17 protein-coding genes and 2 riboswitches are annotated in these 18,847 nt (G+C 61.9%); of the genes, 3 read left to right on the top strand and 14 right to left on the bottom strand.

Annotated features, from left to right (window positions below):
• Positions 1-65: 65 nt before the first annotated feature.
• The gene (locus Q390_RS18665; protein WP_037473161.1) at positions 66-3,338 is read right to left on the bottom strand and encodes an efflux RND transporter permease subunit; all 3,273 of its coding nucleotides are present in this window, start codon (positions 3,336-3,338) and stop codon (positions 66-68) included.
• An 11-nt stretch (positions 3,339-3,349) separates the two neighbouring features.
• Positions 3,350-4,405 (bottom strand): efflux RND transporter periplasmic adaptor subunit, encoded by a 1,056-nt coding sequence (locus Q390_RS0114605; protein WP_037473159.1) that lies wholly within the window; start codon positions 4,403-4,405, stop codon positions 3,350-3,352.
• A gap of 139 nt (positions 4,406-4,544) precedes the next feature.
• Between Q390_RS0114605 and Q390_RS0114600 the strand changes: the two genes are divergently transcribed.
• A complete protein-coding gene (locus Q390_RS0114600) occupies positions 4,545-4,904 on the top strand; it encodes an ArsR/SmtB family transcription factor (protein ID WP_245606935.1) in 360 nt (119 codons plus the stop codon).
• Between the two features lie 81 nt (positions 4,905-4,985).
• On the opposite strand, the gene Q390_RS0114595 is transcribed toward Q390_RS0114600, so the two are convergent.
• The 7 genes from Q390_RS0114595 to Q390_RS18660 all read right to left on the bottom strand — a co-directional run bounded on the left by Q390_RS0114595 (position 4,986) and on the right by Q390_RS18660 (position 12,575).
• Entirely contained in the window at positions 4,986-5,600 is a 615-nt protein-coding gene (locus tag Q390_RS0114595; protein ID WP_027996726.1) for a trimeric intracellular cation channel family protein, read from the bottom strand.
• A gap of 143 nt (positions 5,601-5,743) precedes the next feature.
• Positions 5,744-5,860, bottom strand: a riboswitch (glycine riboswitch).
• A gap of 6 nt (positions 5,861-5,866) precedes the next feature.
• A riboswitch (glycine riboswitch) is annotated at positions 5,867-5,957 on the bottom strand.
• 175 nt (positions 5,958-6,132) lie between these two features.
• Positions 6,133-6,861 carry an ABC transporter ATP-binding protein gene (locus tag Q390_RS0114590; protein WP_027996725.1) on the bottom strand — a complete coding sequence of 243 codons (729 nt, stop codon included), beginning with the start codon at positions 6,859-6,861 and terminating at the stop codon, positions 6,133-6,135.
• A 5-nt stretch (positions 6,862-6,866) separates the two neighbouring features.
• On the bottom strand, positions 6,867-8,072 hold the full coding sequence (locus Q390_RS0114585; RefSeq protein WP_027996724.1) for an ABC transporter permease: 1,206 nt from the start codon (positions 8,070-8,072) through the stop codon (positions 6,867-6,869).
• On the bottom strand, positions 8,069-9,220 hold the full coding sequence (locus tag Q390_RS0114580) for an efflux RND transporter periplasmic adaptor subunit (protein ID WP_027996723.1): 1,152 nt from the start codon (positions 9,218-9,220) through the stop codon (positions 8,069-8,071). Before Q390_RS0114580 ends, Q390_RS0114585 begins: the two co-directional genes overlap by 4 nt.
• Complete coding sequence (locus Q390_RS0114575; protein ID WP_027996722.1) at positions 9,217-9,837, bottom strand: TetR/AcrR family transcriptional regulator; 621 nt, start codon at positions 9,835-9,837, stop codon at positions 9,217-9,219. Before Q390_RS0114575 ends, Q390_RS0114580 begins: the two co-directional genes overlap by 4 nt.
• Before the next feature lie 127 nt (positions 9,838-9,964).
• Positions 9,965-11,215, bottom strand: coding sequence for a cation:proton antiporter (locus Q390_RS0114570; RefSeq protein WP_027996721.1), 1,251 nt, complete (start codon positions 11,213-11,215; stop codon positions 9,965-9,967).
• Between the two features lie 25 nt (positions 11,216-11,240).
• The gene (locus Q390_RS18660) at positions 11,241-12,575 is read right to left on the bottom strand and encodes a DUF2254 domain-containing protein (protein WP_037473155.1); all 1,335 of its coding nucleotides are present in this window, start codon (positions 12,573-12,575) and stop codon (positions 11,241-11,243) included.
• A gap of 240 nt (positions 12,576-12,815) precedes the next feature.
• On the opposite strand from Q390_RS18660, the gene Q390_RS18655 reads away from it, so the two are divergent.
• Together Q390_RS18655 and Q390_RS0114555 are read left to right on the top strand one after the other, a co-directional pair.
• A complete protein-coding gene (locus Q390_RS18655) occupies positions 12,816-14,015 on the top strand; it encodes a GGDEF domain-containing protein (protein ID WP_084153939.1) in 1,200 nt (399 codons plus the stop codon).
• Between the two features lie 130 nt (positions 14,016-14,145).
• Positions 14,146-14,886 (top strand): SOS response-associated peptidase, encoded by a 741-nt coding sequence (locus Q390_RS0114555; protein WP_027996720.1) that lies wholly within the window; start codon positions 14,146-14,148, stop codon positions 14,884-14,886.
• Here the strand turns inward: Q390_RS0114555 and Q390_RS19990 are convergent.
• The 5 genes from Q390_RS19990 to ubiD all read right to left on the bottom strand — a co-directional run bounded on the left by Q390_RS19990 (position 14,867) and on the right by ubiD (position 18,756).
• Positions 14,867-15,916 (bottom strand): phospholipase D family protein, encoded by a 1,050-nt coding sequence (locus tag Q390_RS19990; protein ID WP_156949917.1) that lies wholly within the window; start codon positions 15,914-15,916, stop codon positions 14,867-14,869. The two genes, Q390_RS0114555 and Q390_RS19990, sit on opposite strands and share 20 nt — an antisense overlap.
• Before the next feature lie 481 nt (positions 15,917-16,397).
• The gene (locus Q390_RS19985; protein ID WP_051603273.1) at positions 16,398-16,658 is read right to left on the bottom strand and encodes a type II toxin -antitoxin system TacA 1-like antitoxin; all 261 of its coding nucleotides are present in this window, start codon (positions 16,656-16,658) and stop codon (positions 16,398-16,400) included.
• A gap of 97 nt (positions 16,659-16,755) precedes the next feature.
• The gene (locus Q390_RS0114540) at positions 16,756-17,022 is read right to left on the bottom strand and encodes a type II toxin-antitoxin system RelE family toxin (RefSeq protein WP_027996719.1); all 267 of its coding nucleotides are present in this window, start codon (positions 17,020-17,022) and stop codon (positions 16,756-16,758) included.
• A complete protein-coding gene (relB, locus tag Q390_RS0114535; protein WP_027996718.1) occupies positions 17,006-17,233 on the bottom strand; it encodes a type II toxin-antitoxin system RelB family antitoxin in 228 nt (75 codons plus the stop codon). The genes Q390_RS0114540 and relB overlap by 17 nt, the downstream gene beginning before the upstream one ends.
• Before the next feature lie 38 nt (positions 17,234-17,271).
• On the bottom strand, positions 17,272-18,756 hold the full coding sequence (gene ubiD / locus Q390_RS0114530; RefSeq protein ID WP_027996717.1) for a 4-hydroxy-3-polyprenylbenzoate decarboxylase: 1,485 nt from the start codon (positions 18,754-18,756) through the stop codon (positions 17,272-17,274).
• Positions 18,757-18,847: the final 91 nt, after the last annotated feature.

Genomic DNA, 18,847 nt, shown 5'->3' with positions numbered 1-18,847 from the left:
CAATACAAGTCAAAAGTGCTTTAAACGCTTACGGGGCGTGCGCTGATAGCTATGAATTTGGCAATTTATGCAGGCGTTCCTGGTGCGACCTCGCCCTGCGGTGTCGGGCGCAGCACCTCCAGACGATGGCGGTAGGCGGCGTAATACAGCGTGGGAATCACCACCAGCGTCAGCACGGTGGAGACGGCAATACCGAAGATCAGCGAGATCGCCAGGCCGTTAAAAATCGGGTCGTCGAGGATGAAGAAGGCACCCAGCATGGCGGCCAGTCCGGTCAGCACAATCGGCTGGGCACGTGTGATGGCCGACTGCACGATGGCGCGCTCCAAAGGTACCCCGGCGCGCACTTGCAGGTTGATGAAATCCACCAGCAAAATCGAGTTGCGCACGATGATGCCGGCCAGCGCAATCATGCCGATCATGCTGGTGGCCGTGTACTGCGCACCCAGCAGCGCATGGCCTGGCATGACGCCAATGACGGTGAGCGGAATCGGCGCCATGATCACCAGCGGCGTCAGGTACGAGCCAAAGTGCGCCACCACCAGCAGGTAAATCAGCACCAGTCCCACGGCGTAGGCCGTACCCATATCGCGGAAGGTTTCATAGGTGATCTGCGACTCGCCGTCCCACTTCAGCGCGTAGCCGCGCCAGGCGTCGCTCGGCTGGCGAATGAAGTACTCCGTCAGCTGACCACCGTCAGGCATAGCCAAATTGGCGATGTCGCTGCGCATGGTGAACATGCCGTACAGCGGACTGTCCACCTTGCCGGCCATGTCAGCGACGACGTAGTTCACCGCCAGCAAATCCTTGTGGTGGATCGGCTGCTCGCGCAGCGTGTCGCTGACCGTCACCAATTCACGGATCGGCACCAGCGCGCCGCTGGCACTGCGCACCGTCAGTTGCAACAGCGCAGCCATATCGCCGTGCTGGCCGGGCGGCAGTTGCAGGACGGCGGCGGCCGGGTATTTGCCTTGGTCGTGCAGATAGGTCGCCGCTTCGCCGGCCAGACCGGCGCGCAGCGTGCTGACAATCGCCTGCTGCGGCACACCCAGCAGGGCGGCCTTGCGGCGATCGACCAGCAACACGGTGCGCGGTGCATCCACGATGCTGCTGTCGTCGATATCGACCACGCCAGCAGTTTGGGCAAACACCGCGCGCACCGCCTTGGCGACCAGCTGGCGGCCTGCGGCCTCGGGGCCATAAATCTCCGCCACGATGGGCGCCAGCACCGGCGGGCCGGGCGGTACTTCGACCACTTTGACGTTGGCGCCCAAGCGCTGGCCAATGGCTTGCAGCGCTGGGCGCACGCGCGTGGCGATGGCGTGGCTCTGGTCGTGGCGGTGGTGCTTGTCCACCAGATTCACCTGGATGTCACCGACTTCACCACCGGCGCGCAGGTCGTACTGGCGCACCAGACCGTTGAAATTGATCGGCGCGGCCGTGCCGGCGTAGGCCTGGTAATCGGTCACCTCGGGCACCGCCGCCAAATGTGCGCCCAGCGCGTGCAGCACGGCGGCGGTCTGCTCGACCGGCGTGCCAGCGGGCATATCCACCACCACCTGAAACTCAGACTTGTTATCGAACGGCAGCATCTTCAGCAGCACCAGTCCGGCCACGGGCAAAGCCACGGAGAGGGCAATCAGCCCGGCGATACCGAGGCCCAGCCAACCCCGGTTGCGACTGCCGCACTTTTCATCGAGCAGGGGGCGAAAGATGCGCTCGAACAGCGGCGTGATCTTGCCGGCCATGCCGTGCGGGTGCGCGGCGTTGTGCGCGGCTTGGGCGACCGACACCGGCTTCATCCACCCACGCGCCAGCCACGGTGTGACGACAAAGGCGATTGCTAAGGAAATCAACATGCCCATGCTGGCGTTGATCGGAATCGGCGCCATGTACGGCCCCATCAGGCCGGAGACAAACGCCATCGGCAGCAGCGCAGCAATCACGGTCAGCGTCGCCAAAATCGTCGGGCCACCCACTTCATCCACCGCACCGGGAATGATTTGCGCCAGCGGCTTGCCGGGATACAGCTGCTGGTGGCGGTGGATGTTTTCGACCACCACAATGGCGTCATCGACCAGAATGCCGATGGAAAAGATCAGCGCAAACAGCGACACGCGGTTCAGCGTAAAGCCCCAGGCCCACGAGGCAAACAGCGTCGCTGCCAATGTCAGCACCACGGCGATGCCGACGATGGCCGCCTCGCGCCGACCCAGCGCAATGAACACCAGCGCTACCACCGACGCGGTGGCAAACAACAGTTTCTGGATCAGTTTTTGCGCCTTGTCATTGGCGGTCGCGCCGTAGTTGCGCGTCTCGCTGACCTGCACTGCGTCGGGGATGACGGTGTTGTGCAGTTGCGCCACGCGGGCCATCACCGCATTGGCGACGTCGATGGCGTTTTCGCCCGGCTTTTTGGTGATGGCGATGGTGACCGCCGGATATTCCGCCGCGCCCTCGCCCGCCGTGCCGTGCCAAACGTAGTGCACGGCCGGCGGCGCACCGTCGCGCACCTGCGCCACGTCGTTCAAGAAGACGGGCTTACCAGCACGCACACCGACCACCAGCGCGGCCACTTCGTCAGCACTGGCCAAAAAGGGCCCGGCTTCAATCGCCACCGTGCGGTTGCCGCCCAGCAACTCGCCCACCGGCAGGCCACTGTTGGCCGACTGCAGCGCGCGGCGCAAATCGTCCACTGTCACGCCGGCACTGGCCATGCGGGCGGTGTCCATCTCGACCATCACCGCGCGACCGGGGCCACCGATAGTGTGGACGGTGCGGGTACCGGGCACGCGTTTCAAATCGGCTTCGATGCTGTGCGCCACGCGCTCCAGATCGAACGGGCCGGTGTCGGGGTTTTTGCTGTGCAGCGTCAGCGAAACAATTGGCACATCGTCAATGCCCTTGGGCTTGACCAGCGGCGGCTGCACGCCCAGGCCTTGCGGTAACCAGTCGGCATTCGACTGCACCGCGTCGTACAGCCGCACCAGCGCTTCGGTGCGCGGCACACCGACTTTGAATTGCACCGTCAGCACGGCGATGCCGGGGCGCGACAGCGACATCACATGCTCGGTGCCGGTGATTTGCGACAGCACCTGTTCGGCGGGAATGGCGACCATTTGCTCGACGTCGCGGGCGCTGGCACCCGGAAAGGCGATCAGCACATTGGCCATGGTGACGTTGATCTGCGGCTCTTCTTCACGCGGCGTCACCAGCACGGCAAAGGCGCCCAGCAGCAGTGCCAGCAGCGCCAGCAGCGGGGTGATTTGCGCGCTTTGAAAGAATGCGGCAATACGGCCGGAAATTCCGAGACCCGCGTCGTGTGGTGCTTGCTTCATGCCATCCACCTTTACTGCGCCTTGGCGCGGGTAGCGGCTTGCGCATCGACCACCACCGACTCGCCCGGCGCCACGCCGGTCAGCACTTCAACTTGGTCGCCCTCGACCCGGCCCAGACGCACTTGGCGCAGCAGCGGCTTGCCGCCCTCGCCTTGCACATAAACCCCGGTCATCTCGGCGCGGCGCACGACGGCGCTGAGCGGCACCGCTACGCGCCGGCTGGCGGCAGCGGCGCTCTGGCTGACTAAGGGCAACCACAGCCGGGCAAACATGCCGGGCGCGACACCCTCTAAGCCTTTCGCCAAGTCGGCGCGCACCTGCACCGTGTGCGTCGCAGCATCGACCGTCGGCAACACCTGCACGCGAGCGGCAGTGGGCCACTGTTTTTCGGTCGCTAAACCGGGCAATTCGACGCGCACCGCTTCGCTGGGCGCGCCTTGTGCGGCACCCAGCAGCGACTGCGGCACCGACGCTGTTACGCGCAGGGTGCTGGGGTCGTACAGCGTGACCAGCGCGCGGCCCGGCATGGCCATGTCACCCAACTGCACCGGCACCTCGGACACCACGCCGGCATACGGCGCGCGCACCGTGTGCAACCCGGTCTGCGTGCGCGCCGCGCCGGCCTGCGCCACCTGCGCCGCGACTTGGGCGCGCGTGGCTTTGAACTGCGCCTCGGCCTGATCCAGCGCGGCCTGGCTGATGTATTGCTTGTCGCGCAGCTTTTGCTGGCGTGTGTATTCGCGCGTCGCCACCTCCAGCGAAGCGCGCGCCGCCTGCACCTGTGCGTCGCTGGCGGCAGCGCTTTGGTCGGCGCTGCGCGCGTCAAGGCGCAGCAGCAACTGACCAGCCTGCACGCGCTCACCCACCTTCACCACTAGTTCGACCACCGCACCAGGCACCTGCGCGGCAAGAGTGGTTTGGCGCACGGCCTCGACCACGCCGTCAAAACCACTGCGCCCCTGCACCGTGCTGACCTGCGCCGGCATGGCAGCAGAGTCGGGCGCGGCCACAGCCGCCAGCGGCAGCAACAAAACCGCAGCCAGGGTCAAGGGGTGAAATTTCAACATGCGGATCTTCTCTTTCGGGTTCGGTTTGGGCAGCAGCCTCGGGCTGGTCAAAAACAATGGCTTGAACTATTATTTGCGCAAGTAACTAAATAGTCAATTAGTTGATTTATACCCCCATCACTCTGTACCAATACCGCGCATGAACCCTCATTCCGCTCCCGCCACCTGCATACCGATGCACCAGCTGTCCGATGCAGCACTGGAGCAGGTGGCGGCGTATTTCCGCGCTTTGGGCGAACCCAGGCGACTGGAAATATTGCAGTGGCTGGATCAGCGCAGCTACAACGTCAGCGAACTGGCCCAGCGCTGCAGTTGCAGCGCTGCCAACATCTCGCGCCACCTGGCGCTGCTGATGCGCCACGGCCTAGTGCAGCGCGAGCTGCGCGGCCACAGCGCCTATTACCAGCGGGCCGACCCCGCGCTGGACCGGCTGTGCGAGCACGTCTACCAGCACCTGGCGCGGCGCGGCACCGAGGCGCTGGGGCAGAGCGATTTTTAAGTAAAATCGGCCTCCAACCCTTTATATACTTGCGCTATCAGCTATCAATAGATGAGCAAAATTGAGGAAAGGGGGATGCAGTTAATCCCAACGCTGCTGATACGAAAAAGTCGGCAGCCGCCAGCAGCGCCAAATGGCCAACATGCGCAGCGTCAGGCCGACGGCAAAGCTGAGCACGGTATTCAGTGCCTGGTTGACCTCCAGCGCCCGCAGGCCCAGAAACAGGCAGCACACCACCAGCGAGACCATAGCGTACAGCTCGCGCTGGAACACCACCGGCACTTGGTTGCACAGCACATCGCGCAGCACGCCGCCGCAGATGCCGGTGATCATCCCGGCCATCACCACCACCGGCAGGGCGTAGCCCATGCGCAGCGCCACATCACAACCAATCAGCGAGAAGGCGACCAGCCCCATCGCATCCAGCAGCAAAAACACCCGGCGCAGCTTGTGCATTTGCGGCGCCAGCAGCATCGTCAGCAGCCCGGCAAACACCACCAGGCCGACGTACTCGGGATGCTGCGTCCAGCCGATCGGGAAGTGCCCCAAGATAACGTCGCGCACCGTGCCACCGCCCAGCGCAGTGACAAAGGCGATGACCGCCACGCCAAAAATGTCCATGTTGCGTCGGCCAGCCGACAAAGCGCCCGACATGGCTTCCGCCGTGATGGCAATCAGATAAATAAGGGTCAGCATGGCAGCGCCCTCAGAAACAGCGACGGCAGGGCGGACAGGGACGGCCGCACGACAGCGGCAAATACGCAAAGAAGGGGTGACACAGGGGAGGCCCAAAGAAAAGCCGAACACGCGTCACCGCGTGCCCGAGAGCGCCTCTCCCCCTGTCCTTGTTACCTGAGAGTTTGCGCTGCTGGATGGCGATATGCCACAGCAGCTTGCCCCTTCGGTGGACTCGGGGCGTGCGGTGCAAAACCGCCAGCGCCCGAGCCGCTCTCCAGTCGGCGAATACCTCTGCGGTCCGGTGTACCTGAGCGATGATGGGAGATTGCGCCTTCGGTGGGAGCCGTGTCGGCCCCGCTCTCCCGCAGAGAGGGGTGGATTATGCGGGGCAGCGGCCTAGTAGGTCGGGTTAGCGCAGCATAACCCGACGAATTTTCTGATCAAGCAGCAGTGTCGGGTTACGCCCTTTGGGCTCACCCGACCTACGGGTGGCGACACCATCAAAAATCATAGCTGCTAGCGCACGTATCTAAAGGACTAGAGGCCGATTTCACACAAAACTGCGCCCCTCCCCCGCCTCCTCGTGCGTGATGCCGTCGCGGATGTGGTAAATCCGCTTAAAGGTCGGGATGATTTTTTCATCGTGGGTGACGACGATGACGGCGGTTTGAAACTGCTGCGCCATCTCGTTCAGGATGCGAATCACCGCCAGCGCGCGCGCGCTGTCGAGTGGCGCGGTCGGCTCGTCGGCCAAGATGACCGGCGGGCGATTGACCAAGCCGCGCGCAATCGAGATGCGCTGCTGCTCGCCGCCCGACAGCTGTGACGGCATGGCGCGGGCGCGGTGCTGCATATCGAGTGAGGTGATCAGCTCCAGCGCCCTTGCGCGCGCTTCGGCGTTGGGCACACCGGCCAGCATCGGCAGCAGGGCGACGTTGTCGGTCGCGTCCAAAAACGGAATCAGGTACGGCGCTTGGAACACAAAACCAATCTTGTCGCGCCGCAGCGCGCGCAGGTCTTTGACTTTCCAGCCGTTGTCAAAAATCACCTCATCGCCAAGGATCATCCGCCCCGCCGTCGGGTCGATGACCGCGCCCAAGCATTTCAGCAGCGTGCTTTTGCCTGAGCCCGACGGCCCGACCAAGCCGACCACTTCGCCCGGCCCGACTTGCAAATTCACGTCTTTCAGCGCGTGGACTGCCGTATCGCCTTTGCCGTAGCTTTTGCTCAGGCCTTCGACGCGGATGCCTTTGGTTTGAGAGACAGTAGTAGCAGTCATGGCATTCACCCAATGGCCTCCGCTGGATCGACTTGCAGCGCCATGCGGATGGCGACCAAGCTGGCCATCACGCAAATGCCGAGCACGGCAAAAAAGCCGGCGATCGAGTCCATCGGTGTCAGCAGCACGTATTTGGGAAAGATGGGCGCGGCAAACGTCGCAGAAATTTTGCCGACGATAAAACCGATGACGCCCAGTACCAGCGCCTGCTGCAAGATCATCGCGGCGATAGTCCGGTTGCGCGTGCCAATCAGCTTGAGCACGGCAATCTCGCGGATTTTGTCCATGGTCAGCGAGTAAATGATGAAGGCCACAATCGCCGCGCTGACCACCGCCAAGATCGCTAAAAACATCCCAATCTGCTTGGCCGAAGTGGCGATCAGCTTGCTGATCAAAATCTCTTCCATCTGCGGGCGGGTGTAGGCGGTCAATCGCTTCCAGCGCTGAATGGCCGTAGCGACTTCGTGCGGGTCGTGGCCCGGTTGTACCGTCACCAACACCGCGTTGACAAACGCATTGGTGCTTTGCGTGGCAATGACCGCGTCCAGCAGTCCCGGGACGCCGGCGCGGTTGAAAGCCGGGTTAGCGGCGGTGCGCTGGCGGCTGTGCCAGATGGCGTCGTTGTCCTTCAAAAACTGCGCCTCTTGCGCGTCTTTCAGCGGGATAAACACCATCGGGTCGCCGCTGGAGGACACCAGGCGCCGCGTCAGGCCGACCACGGTGTAGTGGTTGCGCCGCACGGTCAGTTTTTCGCCCAAGGCAAAGCCTGCCGCCACGTCCACCACCGCTTCGTAGTGGCCGCGTGTGACTTGGCGACCGGCGATCAAATACGGGGGCCAGCCGGGCGTGACACCGGTGGCGCTGGGCGCAATGCCGACCACCATGACGCGCACGTCTTGGCGGCTTTCTTTGCGCACCTGCGTGGTCAGGTAGGTGACATTGGCCGCCTGCGCCACGCCCGGCATGGTCAAAATGCCGCGGTAGACATCGTCTTGCAAGCTGGACGATTCGGCATACGGCCCGAGCGTGTCTTTTTGCACCACCCAAATATCGGCGCGGCTGTTGTCCAGCAGCGCCTTGCCGTCGTCCACCATGCCGCGATAGACCCCGGCCATGGTCAGCGTGACACCAATCAGCAGCCCCAAGCCAATGCCGGTAAAGACAAACTTGCCCCACGAATGCAGGATGTCGCGGCCAGACAGGCTGATCATGGCGCGACCTTGGTTAAGCGCTCGACGACGTGGATGCGGCTGCGGGCGGTGAGTGGCTTTTCGCTATAGACCACCACTTGGTCGCCGACGCTCAAGCCCTTGAGCACTTGCACATGGCCGTTCAAGTCGGCCACGCCCAAGGTGACGGGAGCAAATTCCAGCTTGCCTTGCGTCCAATGCCAGACACCGGTCTGGCCACCAACGCGCTGCACGGCGGCGTTGGGCAGCACCGGCTGCTCAGGCAGCGTTGCCAAGTCAATCGTCACTTCGGCCAGCTCGCCCAGCGGCGGCAGTGGCTCGGGCAATTGGTTAAAAACGACTTTGGCCAGCGTTTCTTCAGTCACGCTGTCGGCCAAGGGTTCCACGCGCAGCACCCGCCCCGCCAGCGTTTGTCCAGCGCGCGAACGCAGCAGCACTTGCGCCGGTAAGCCGGCCGCCAAGCCGTGGGCACTGATTTGGTCTAAGCGCACATTGATCCACAAGCTGGCCGGATCGACCATCTCGACCACGGTTTGCCCGGCGACGACGGTGCTGCCGGGGTCGGCCAAACGCTGCGTCACCAAGCCATCGGCCGGCGCGATCAGGCGCAAATGGCGCTGCTGGGCGGTGACGCCGGACCGTTCGGCGCGCACGCGGGCGGCTTCGGCTTGGGCTGCGGCAACGGCGGCGTTGGCGACTTGCAGTTCTTGTTGTTTGGTGGCAGCCAGTTCTTGGGTGCTGGCTTGCACTGCCAGCAACTGCGCATAGCGCGTGGCCTGCACTTGTGCGTGCGCTTGGCGCACTTGGGCTTCGCGCAGGCTGGCTTGCACACGCTGCAGGGCAGCGTTTTGGGCGCTCAGGCGCTCCCCCCAATCGAGCGGGTCCATCGCGCCCAGCACTTGGCCCGCGCGCACGCGGTCGCCCACGTCCACATCCAGCCGCAGCAGGCGACCCGCCACCGTCGGGCCAATCTTGGTGCTGGTGCGCGTGCCCACCGTGCCGACACCAAACAGCGCCGGCGTCAACGCTTTGCTCTCGACCGTCGCCAGCGTGACCGCTACCGGTGCCAGTGGCCCCGAGCGCAGCACCACATACACAAACAGCGCCAACAACGGCAGAACGACGGCCAACAGTGCCAGTGTGCGGCCTTGCAGGGGGAGTTTTTTCATCGCGTGCTTTCTTGCCCGGCTTCAATGCCACGCTGGTAAATGGCAAACACCCGCTGCGCATCGACGCACATACGCGCCATGTCGCCGGTGATCAGCGACTGCATCACCAGCCCTTGCACGGTGCCGATGAACAAGGTGGCGGCGGCCTGCACGTCCAAATCAGCGCGCAATTCGCCCTGCGCCTGGCCTTGGCTGATGAGTTGGTGCAGGCGTGTGCCGTAGCTACCCACCAGCGTCTGCACCGCGCGCTTGGGCGGCGTTTCGCCAGCGCGTTGCAGCTCGCTGAAGATGATGCGCGGCACGCCAGGGTGCGCCGCGACAAAGCCAACATGCGCTAGAAACACCGCCTGCAACGCGGCGCGGGGCGAGGCGGTACTGGCAGCAGCTTGGTCGATGCGCGCCAGCAAGCGCTCAGCCACCCACTCCATGACTGCCAGCAAGATGGCGTCTTTATTGGCAAAGTGGCGAAACAGCGCGCCCTGCGTCAACTGCATCTGCTGGGCGATGGCGGTGGTGGTGATGTCGCTCGGGTTTTGCGTCGCCGCCAGTGCCACGACAGCTTCAACGGTGGCGGCGCGGCGTGCGTCGGCGGGCAGGTTTTTGGGAAGTGTGGTCACGGTGTAAGCGCTTTCAAGCCCGATAAAAGTAAGTAATTTATTACTATCTTATCGATGTCTTAGCGCGCATACCAGCGCTTTCGCCGCGCCCCGCCACGCGGCCCACGGGCGGGCGCTGGCGCCCGTCTCAGGCGGCGCGCGGGTCGGGCGGGCTGCTGGCGCGCACCACGCGCCCGATGCTCAAACCCTGCACCAGGATCGAGAACACCACCACGCAATAGGTCAGCGCCAGCACCGTGTTGCGTGCGTCCCCCGCCGGCAGCGACAGCGCCAGCGCCACCGAAATGCCGCCGCGCAGCCCGCCCCAGGTCAGCACCTGCGCGGCGCCGCGTGGCAGACCAAAAAAGCGCTGGCCCCACTGCACCGGCAGGCCGACCGACAGCGTGCGCGCCAGCAGCGTGACCGCAATCGCCACCGCACCCGCCAGCAACAGCGGGCGCGAGAAGGCAATCAGCAGCACCTCCATGCCAATCAGCACGAACAGCACGGCGTTCAAGATTTCGTCGATCAGCTCCCAGAACATATCGACGTAGCGGCGCGTGGTGTCCGACATGGCGCGCGCCCGGCCGCCGTTGCCGACCATCAGCCCCGCCACCACCATGGCCAGTGGCCCGGAGATATGCAGGTGGCTGGCCAGCGCGTAGCCGCCCATCACGGCGGCCAGCGTCAGCAGCACTTCGATCTTGTATTCGTCGATGCTGTGCAGCAACCACACCGTGCCCCAACCCAGCAGCAGGCCAAAGGCAATGCCGCCACCGGCCTCGCGCAGCAGCAGCAAGCCGGCGTCCGCCAGCGTCGGCAGCGTGCCGCTGGCCAAAATGCCCAGCAGCAGCGAAAACACCACCACGCCGACGCCGTCGTTGAACAGCGACTCGCCAGCAATCACCAGCTCCAGGTCTTTCGGTGCTTTGGCCGACTGCAGGATGCCGATGACGGCAATCGGGTCGGTCGGCGAAATCAGTGCACCAAACAACATGCAGTACAAAAACGGCAACGCCATGCCCAACCACGGCAGCACCAGCCACATCGCCGTGCCAATCAACAGCGTGGAGAGCAACGTGCCAACCAGTGCCAGCGCCGCCACCTGCCGGCGCCAGCGCTTGAGCGCCTGCAAGTCAATGTGCAGCGCGCCGGCAAACAACAAAAACGACAACATGCCCTGCATCAGCACATCTGAAAAGTCGATGGCACGCAGAAACGACTCCTCGTAGCGGCGCAGCGCGTGGCTTACGCCCCAGGCGTCCAGCAGCACGATGAGCAGCGACAGCCCCAGCGCGATCACCATCACGCCAATCGCCATCGGCAGGCGTATCAGGCGGTGGTTCAGGTAGGTCAACAGCGCGGTGACGACGAGGCAGAGAGCGGCAATATCCAGCATGGGCAGATGATTGGAAGGAGTGAGGTCAAGGGCTGGCGCTGGCCGCAGCATCGACCGCGCCAATGGCCGCCAGCACGCCGTGCTCCAGCACCGCCTGCAGCGTGCGCTGGCGCTCCAGGATGTCGTGCAAGTCAAGCGGGTTGTGCACCGTGTGGCGGGCATCGATACACACCCGCTCGGCGTGGCCCAGCAGCACCTGGCGGCGCGCCTCCTCCGGCTCACACGATGCCACGGCAATCAGCACATCCAGCAGGCGGATCAGCACTGCCGGCGTGCCCTGGGCGTTCTGGCGAATCATGTGGAACATCAGGTCGGACAGGCTGGCGTACGACACCTTGGGCACCACCAGCGCCACCTGCCCTTGGCGCAGCAACACACCATGGGGCAGCTGGCTGCCGGCCAGGTCGCACAGCGCGGCACCCAAGCGGTGCAACACGCTCATTGCAGTGTGCGGGTCGTTGATGCCGGGCGAGAGCGCGCGCACCGCCACTTCGACCAGCTGGCGTACGGCGTATTCCGCATCGCCCGCGCTGCCACGCGTATCGCCCAGCGCCGTGGCCGCACGGATCGCCTCCTCGGCCCCGGCCACTGGCACCGACAGCACGGCGATCGGTGTGCCCGGAAACACGTAGTCACCGCGCCGCACCAGCAGGCGCAGCACCGTGCCCTGCGCAGCGGCCCAATCGGCCAGCGCGTCTTCGTCCAGGTGCTGCAGGTAACCCCGACGCCCGTCCCGCACCGGTGCGCCGTGCTGCCACAACCGCGCCGGCGGCAGCGGTGGCTGGGGCTGCTCGGTCTTGAGCGCGGCCAGCGCCTGGTGTACGTCCTGGCTGACCAGCTCGACCACGGTATCGACGTTAATGCGGTTGGCCATGTGATCGACAAAATAGACCAGCACCGCCACGCAGCCAAAGGCCAGCAAAATGCCCACGCTCAACGCCAAGTGGGGCGTAAAAGCGCCTTCTTCTTGCGTGCGCACGCTGCGCAGCACCATCAGCGCATACGAGAACGTGCCCAGAAACGCCCCCAGCGACAGCTGCACACCGCGGTCGCGCGTGAAGTTGCGCAGCAGCCGCGGCCCCATTTGCGCCGCCGCCAGCGAGAGCGCGGCAATGGTGATCGAAAACACCGTGCTGGCCACGCCGATCGATGAGGCGGCAATGGCACCGAGCAACGTACGCGCCCCGGTGCCGCCGCCGTTGTAGAGCCATTCGCTCAGCACCCGATCAGGCAGCAAGCCGGCACGCTCGACCTGCAGCAGGCCCAGTGCCAAAGCAATGCCGCCCAGCACCATGGCGGTCGGCACCAGCCAGAAGGCGTCGGTCAGTTGGTCGATCAGTTTTTGCAGTTTGGCGTTCAAGAAACCCCCGCTTTCGCTGCTGGTAGGGAGGGCTGGCATTGTGCGCTGGCCACTGGCGCAGGCGCAATACGGCTAAAAAATGGGTGACTTATTGCTATTTTTCTGCTGGGACTGTCGCCCACGAGACAGCCCTCAGGTGTTTGTGCGCCGCCATCCGTTGCTGCAGCGCACGCCAGCGGGTTTCGCCTCTTGCCCCAGGCAAGCATCTCAATACACTTTGTTGCACAAGAAAGGACAACCATGGACTCTGACAAGCCCGGCAAGGCATTGATGGACTGCTTTTTGACCACCGACCGACACCAGCGCATCCGCATGATGATGGCCGGCTTTGCCTCGCTGGTGATGCTGTGCTGCGCCGCCATCATGAACCTGTTGGCCCAGGCCGGGCTCATGCGCATCGACTGGACGCTGTGGTGGACGCTGGCCACGGGCACAGGTTTTATCGCCACCTTAGTGCTGATCCGCAGCGGCTGCACACGGCGTCTGCACGATCCGGCGCTGACACAGCTGCAGATCCGCTATGCCCTGGTGTGCAATGCTTTCGCCTATTTTTTACTCGGCCCGGCACGCGGGATCGCCCTGATCGTGCTGTCACTGATCCTGATGTTTGGCGTTTTTGGCACCTCGCCGCGCCAGATGATGGTCAACATCGTGTTTGCACTGCTGGTGTTTGGCTTGGCGCTGATGAACGTGCTGGCGCGCCAAGAGCCGGGCTATGTGCCGGAACTGGAGCTTGCCTATGCCGGCATGGTCTTGCTGCTGCTGGCGGTGAGTGCCTTCGTTTCCGTGCGCCTGCACGCCATACGCCAGCGCCTGTCACGGCAAAAGCAGGATCTGACCCACGCCCTGCAACGCATCCACCACTTGGCCGAGCACGATGACCTGACCGGCCTGGTCAACCGCCGGCGCATGGCGCAACTGATGGAAACCGCGCTGCAACGCACTGCGCCCTCGTTGTTGCTGGCACTGCTCGACATCGATCACTTTAAGCGCATCAACGACACCCATGGCCATGCCGTTGGCGACCAGGTGCTGTGCGCCTTCGCCCGCGCCGTGCAAGGCAGCTTGCGCAGCAGCGACGTGGTGGCCCGCTGGGGTGGTGAAGAATTTGTATTGATGTTGCGCGACACCGACAGCGCCGATGCCGCGCAGCTGCTGGAACGGGTACGCAACGCCGTCGCCGCACTGACCGTGCCCGCCCCGGGCGAGCTGATTCGTCTCACCGTCTCCATCGGCTGGGCCGCACAAAGCAGCGGCACCACACCAGCGGAAGCGATTGAAAACACCCTGGAGCGGGCCGACCAGGCGCTCTACCACGCCAAGGCACAGGGCCGCAACCAAATCGTCTCCTACGAGTGCGCGTCGGCATGCCACCCCCGGCCCGCCGACGCAGCGCCAGGGATGCAATGCTTTTCTGCCTCGCAGCCCATTCCTGAGTGACAGTTCGAAAGTCAGCACGCCAGCAGCCCGGCGAGTTCACTCTTTTTTTCATAGCTTATAGCGCATACAGGATAAGGGCTAGAGGCCAATTTGATACTGAATCGGCCCCGCACCCAGTTACCATCGGCCCATGAGCACCCATTACGAAACCCTGTCCCCCACCAGCCCCTACCGCGAGGTCTTCGGCGTCGAACTGCCCAGCGACGCCAACGAGCGCCACATGTGGCCGCGCAAGATCGGCCACTTCATCCGCGCCGTGGTCGCTGCGCCAGTCGCGCCCACAGAGCCGGGCGCAGCCGATGCGCCCACACCCGACGCCGCCCCCACCCCACCCGCCCGCGAAGTCGTCGCCGCGCAATGGGGCTTGGTGCCGCACTGGGTCAAATCCGCGTCAGACGCCAAACTGCGCTCGCCCAAACTGATCCACGCCAAAGCCGAAACCGTTTCCACCACACGCGCCTTTTACGACGCCTGGATCCATGGCCAGCGCTGCATCGTGCCGATGGCGGCGTTTTTTGAAGACGACTACCGCGACGGCAAAGCCCTGCCGACGCGCATCTCGCGCATCGACGGCCAGCCCATGGGCGCGGCCGGCCTGTGGGCCAGCTGGACCGGGGCGGACGGCGAAACCATCGTCAGCTTCACCCTGCTGACCATGAACGCCAACAACCACGCCCTGCTGCGCCGCTACCAACAACCCGGCAGCGAAAAACGCATGCCGGTGATCCTGAACGAAGGGGCCTACGGCGCGTGGTTGACCGTACGTATGGAAAAAGCCAAAGAATTCATGCGCCAATACCCGTCTAATTGGCTGGCCGCTAATCCGGTGGAGAACAAGGCGGATAAGGTGCCTAAGGGGTTGTTTGATTGATAAGACGGCCGTATTCTTGAATCACGTCGGCAAGCCAAGACGGCATCAAATCATTAACCTGCTGTGTTTTCCATCCTGTTTCATCAATATCCTCCCAGAATAATTTATATTCTTCTTTTGCAAGAATATTTTTAATTGCCTCCTCCGTTTTTGCATCAAGCAAAAACGGAGGCTCCTCAGTTAAATTATTATCTTGAATTAATATTGCTTTATATGGATATTCGGCTTCAGCGCTTCCGTTTTTATATATGTGATTGACACGAATCCATTCAATTTTTGCACGCTGGCGAGGCCTATTTATTTTAGTAATTCCCCAGTGTAGCACCCATCTATTTTGCAAATTATCGCGGACTATTTGATCTTCATTGGATACGCAACATGATGCCGCAATCAAACCTCTATCGTTTAAGTCTTGAACTTCTTCTTCATATTCAATATTTCTAATTTCATTCCAAAACATAGGCCAAAAACTAGAATCCCATTCTTTATACTCGGAAACATTGCGATTGCTATTTTCTTTGCCAAACAACGCTATCTCCGAATATTTTATTGAATCTTTTCGTAGCTTTTCTAATCTGGCTTTCTTGCTTTCTTCAGTACCGTATGTAACACATGCTTTCTCCCATACTTCCCTAAAAGACTCAACTACTTCATGCGACGTTCCATCTTGATTTTTAGTGAAATCAAACTGCACGGCAGCTTCATATAATCCACTGCCTCCCAATCCATTAGCAGTCAAGTTCGGGCTGCCCGCAATTGCCTTTCCACTTTCATTATCTGCATTCAGATTAAGATAAACTTTTGCATGTAAATTATCAAGAAATTGAATTTTTTCCCACCCAATAATTGCCACAATATCTTCAATAGCTCTGGGGTTGGTTGGCGGGTTCGGCTGCACAATCAAACGATCCACTTTTTTAATTTTAGGTACAAATTCTTCCCAATCAGCCCCCAAATATGCAACCATTATGTGATTCGGTTCTATTTCAACTACTTTCTTCCCAATTTCTTTACCCGAATAATATTTCATATATTTAAATCTTAGTTAATAAAACCAACTTTAATTGCCCGCATTGATCGGATTTGACTCAACATTTATGTTGCGCACCACTGGCATCTATAGCCAGCCCCACAGACTACTGCTGATACCGATATAAGTCCAACAACCCGGCATCGCTCAACAGTCGCTTTCGATCGCTTTCGATCGCTTTCATACTGAGTGACCATTGCCGCAGCCAGTTGGGTTGCGTACAACCCAACCTACGGTGCAAATTTATGCTGTTTTTGCCTGATTAGCGGCGTGCCTCAGACAAGGTGCAGCAGTCTGCCTACAAACGCCGCGCCCAATATCCCGGCCATGAGGTCAGAGCACGAGTTTCGCTGCGCAAAATCGTGATCCGACCCCACGGCCTGCACCGCTCCTATCCGGTGTTTTTTGGCCTCTAGCCCTTTAAATACGTGCGCTAGCAGCTATTAATTTTGATTCTCGGTATTCGTAGGTTGGGTTGTACTCAACCCAACAACCCGGAATCGTTCAACAGTCGCTCCAATCGCGGCTTGGTCTGCACTGGCCGGTTCAGCGCCTGCTCAAACACTTGCCACTGCACCTCGTCCAATACAAAGTGGTGACATCGAGCCTTGGCAATGTGACCAAGCGCGCTGCGCAACTCATCGCCATCACCATCTGCCAGCACTTGGGTCAGGTACTCCGCAATCGCTTCGTCGCTGCCCAGATAGCGGGCCATGTCAAATGGCAGCAGTTTGTCTGTCATCTCAAATTTCCTTTGCAAGCTGCTGGGCACGCTATGTCTCGGCTTTGGGATAGTTTTTCGCCACACTTGTCACTTTTAGGTGATTTGAGACGCTCGGTTAACGGTAGATTTCGCGCCGATTTCCTACCTGCACCACAAGGACGCGCAAAGCGCCATCTTGAATGTCGCAAATCACCCGGCAATCACCGACCCGGTAGCGCCAGAGACCACCCAGCGGGCCGGTTAACGCTTTGCCGGTGTCGCGCGGGTTTTCTAAGCTGGCAATACGCTCGTCCATAAAGTCCAAGATGCGCCGCGCAGTCTGTTTGTCGAGCTTGCGCAGTTGCCCTTTGGCCGTGTCGGCGTACTCAATCGTCCAAGCCAAGGTCGCTCCTCACGTCGGCAGCAGAATGCACCTTCTCTTGGCCCTTGCGGACACGCTCCAGCACATCGGCAGCGAGGTAGTAGTCCTCCATTTCCCCAATGCCCTGCTCGATGATTTTGCGCAGGTAGTACGCCTTGGTGCGCCCGGTGTGGGAGGCCAAGTAGTCCAGCCTTTGCTCGGTTTCAGGCGCGAGGCGAATCGAAGTAGCCATGGTGTGCATCTCCTTTTTAAATACAAGTATTCGTTGTATCACAACCCCAGCGCATCCCCCAGCGCCTTCATGCGCGCCGCCACCTCGGCATCCATCGCCATCGTCCGCCCCCACTCGCGCTGGGTTTCGCCGGGCCATTTGTTGGTCGCGTCTAGCCCCATCTTGCTGCCCAAGCCGCTGACCGGCGAGGCGAAGTCGAGGTAATCAATCGGTGTGTGCTCAATCAGCATGGTGTCGCGCGCTGGGTCCATGCGGGTGGTCATGGCCCAGATGACTTCTTTCCAGTCGCGCACGTCCACGTCTTCGTCCACCACCACGATGAACTTGGTGTACATGAACTGGCGCAGATGGCTCCACACGCCCATCATCACGCGCCGGGCGTGGCCGGGGTAGGCCTTTTGGATACGCACCAGCGCCATGCGGTAGCTGCACCCTTCGGGGGGCAGATAGAAGTCGATGATTTCAGGGAACTGGCGCTGTAGCAGCGGGATAAACAATTCGTTCAGCGCCACGCCCAGCACCGCCGGCTCGTCGGGCGGTTTGCCGGTGTAAGTCGAGTGGTAAATCGCGTCCTTGCGCAGCGTGATGCGCTCGACGGTGAATACCGGAAATTCTGCGCGTTCGTTGTAGTAGCCGGTGTGGTCGCCATACGGGCCTTCGAGCGCGTGCTGCCAGCCGCTGGGGTGGTTCGCGTCGGGGTGGATGTGGCCTTCGAGGACGATTTCTGCCGAGGCTGGCACCGACAGCGGCACGCCCAGCGCCGAGACGATTTCAGTGCGCGCGCCGCGCAGCAGGCCGGCAAATTGGTACTCGCTCAAAGAGTCGGGCACGGGTGTGACAGCGCCCAAGATGGTCGCCGGGTCAGCACCAATGGCCACGGCCACCGGGTAGGGCTGGCCGGGGTGTTGTTTGCAGTGTTCGGCAAAGTCCAGCGCCCCGCCCCGGTGCGCCAGCCAACGCATGATGACTTGGTTGCGGTTGAGCACCTGCTGGCGGTAGATGCCCAGGTTCTGCCGTTTTTTGTGCGGCCCGCGCGTGATGACCAGCCCCCAAGTGATGAGCGGCGCCACGTCATCGGGCCAGCAGTGCTGGATGGGCAGGCGGGCCAAATCGACGTCGTTCCCCTCCCACACCACGTCTTGGCACGGCGCTGAACTGCGCTCTTTCGGTGCCATGTTCCACAGGGTTTTCAGCAGGCTGCTCATGCCGAGCATTTCTTTAAAGCCTTTGGGCGCTTCCGGCTCTTTCAGCGTCGCCAGCAGCTCGCCAAACGGCCTCAGGCCTGTAATGCTGTCCACGCCCATGGCGCGCGCCACGCGCTCGGGTGTGCCAAACAGGTTGCCCAGCACCGGCATGGTGTGGCCGGTCGGGTTTTCAAACAGCAGCGCCGGGCCGGCGGCGCGCAGCACGCGGTCGCACAGCGCGGTCATTTCTAGGTGCGGCGACACCGGGGCGCTGATGCGGCGCAGCTCGCCCGATTGCTCCAGCTGGGCCATGAAGTCGCGCAGGTCGTGGTAGGACATGGTGGTAAATAGAATTTAAGATAAAAAGTGCTTGTAACGCTTATGGGACAGGCGCTAGTAGCTATTATTTTTGATATTTTTCAGAGAAATG

The organism is Simplicispira psychrophila DSM 11588 (assembly GCF_000688255.1).
Lineage (GTDB): Bacteria > Pseudomonadota > Gammaproteobacteria > Burkholderiales > Burkholderiaceae_C > Simplicispira > Simplicispira psychrophila.
The sequence above is the reverse complement of the archived record's forward strand: the minus strand, read 5'-3'. Positions and strand labels throughout refer to the sequence as shown.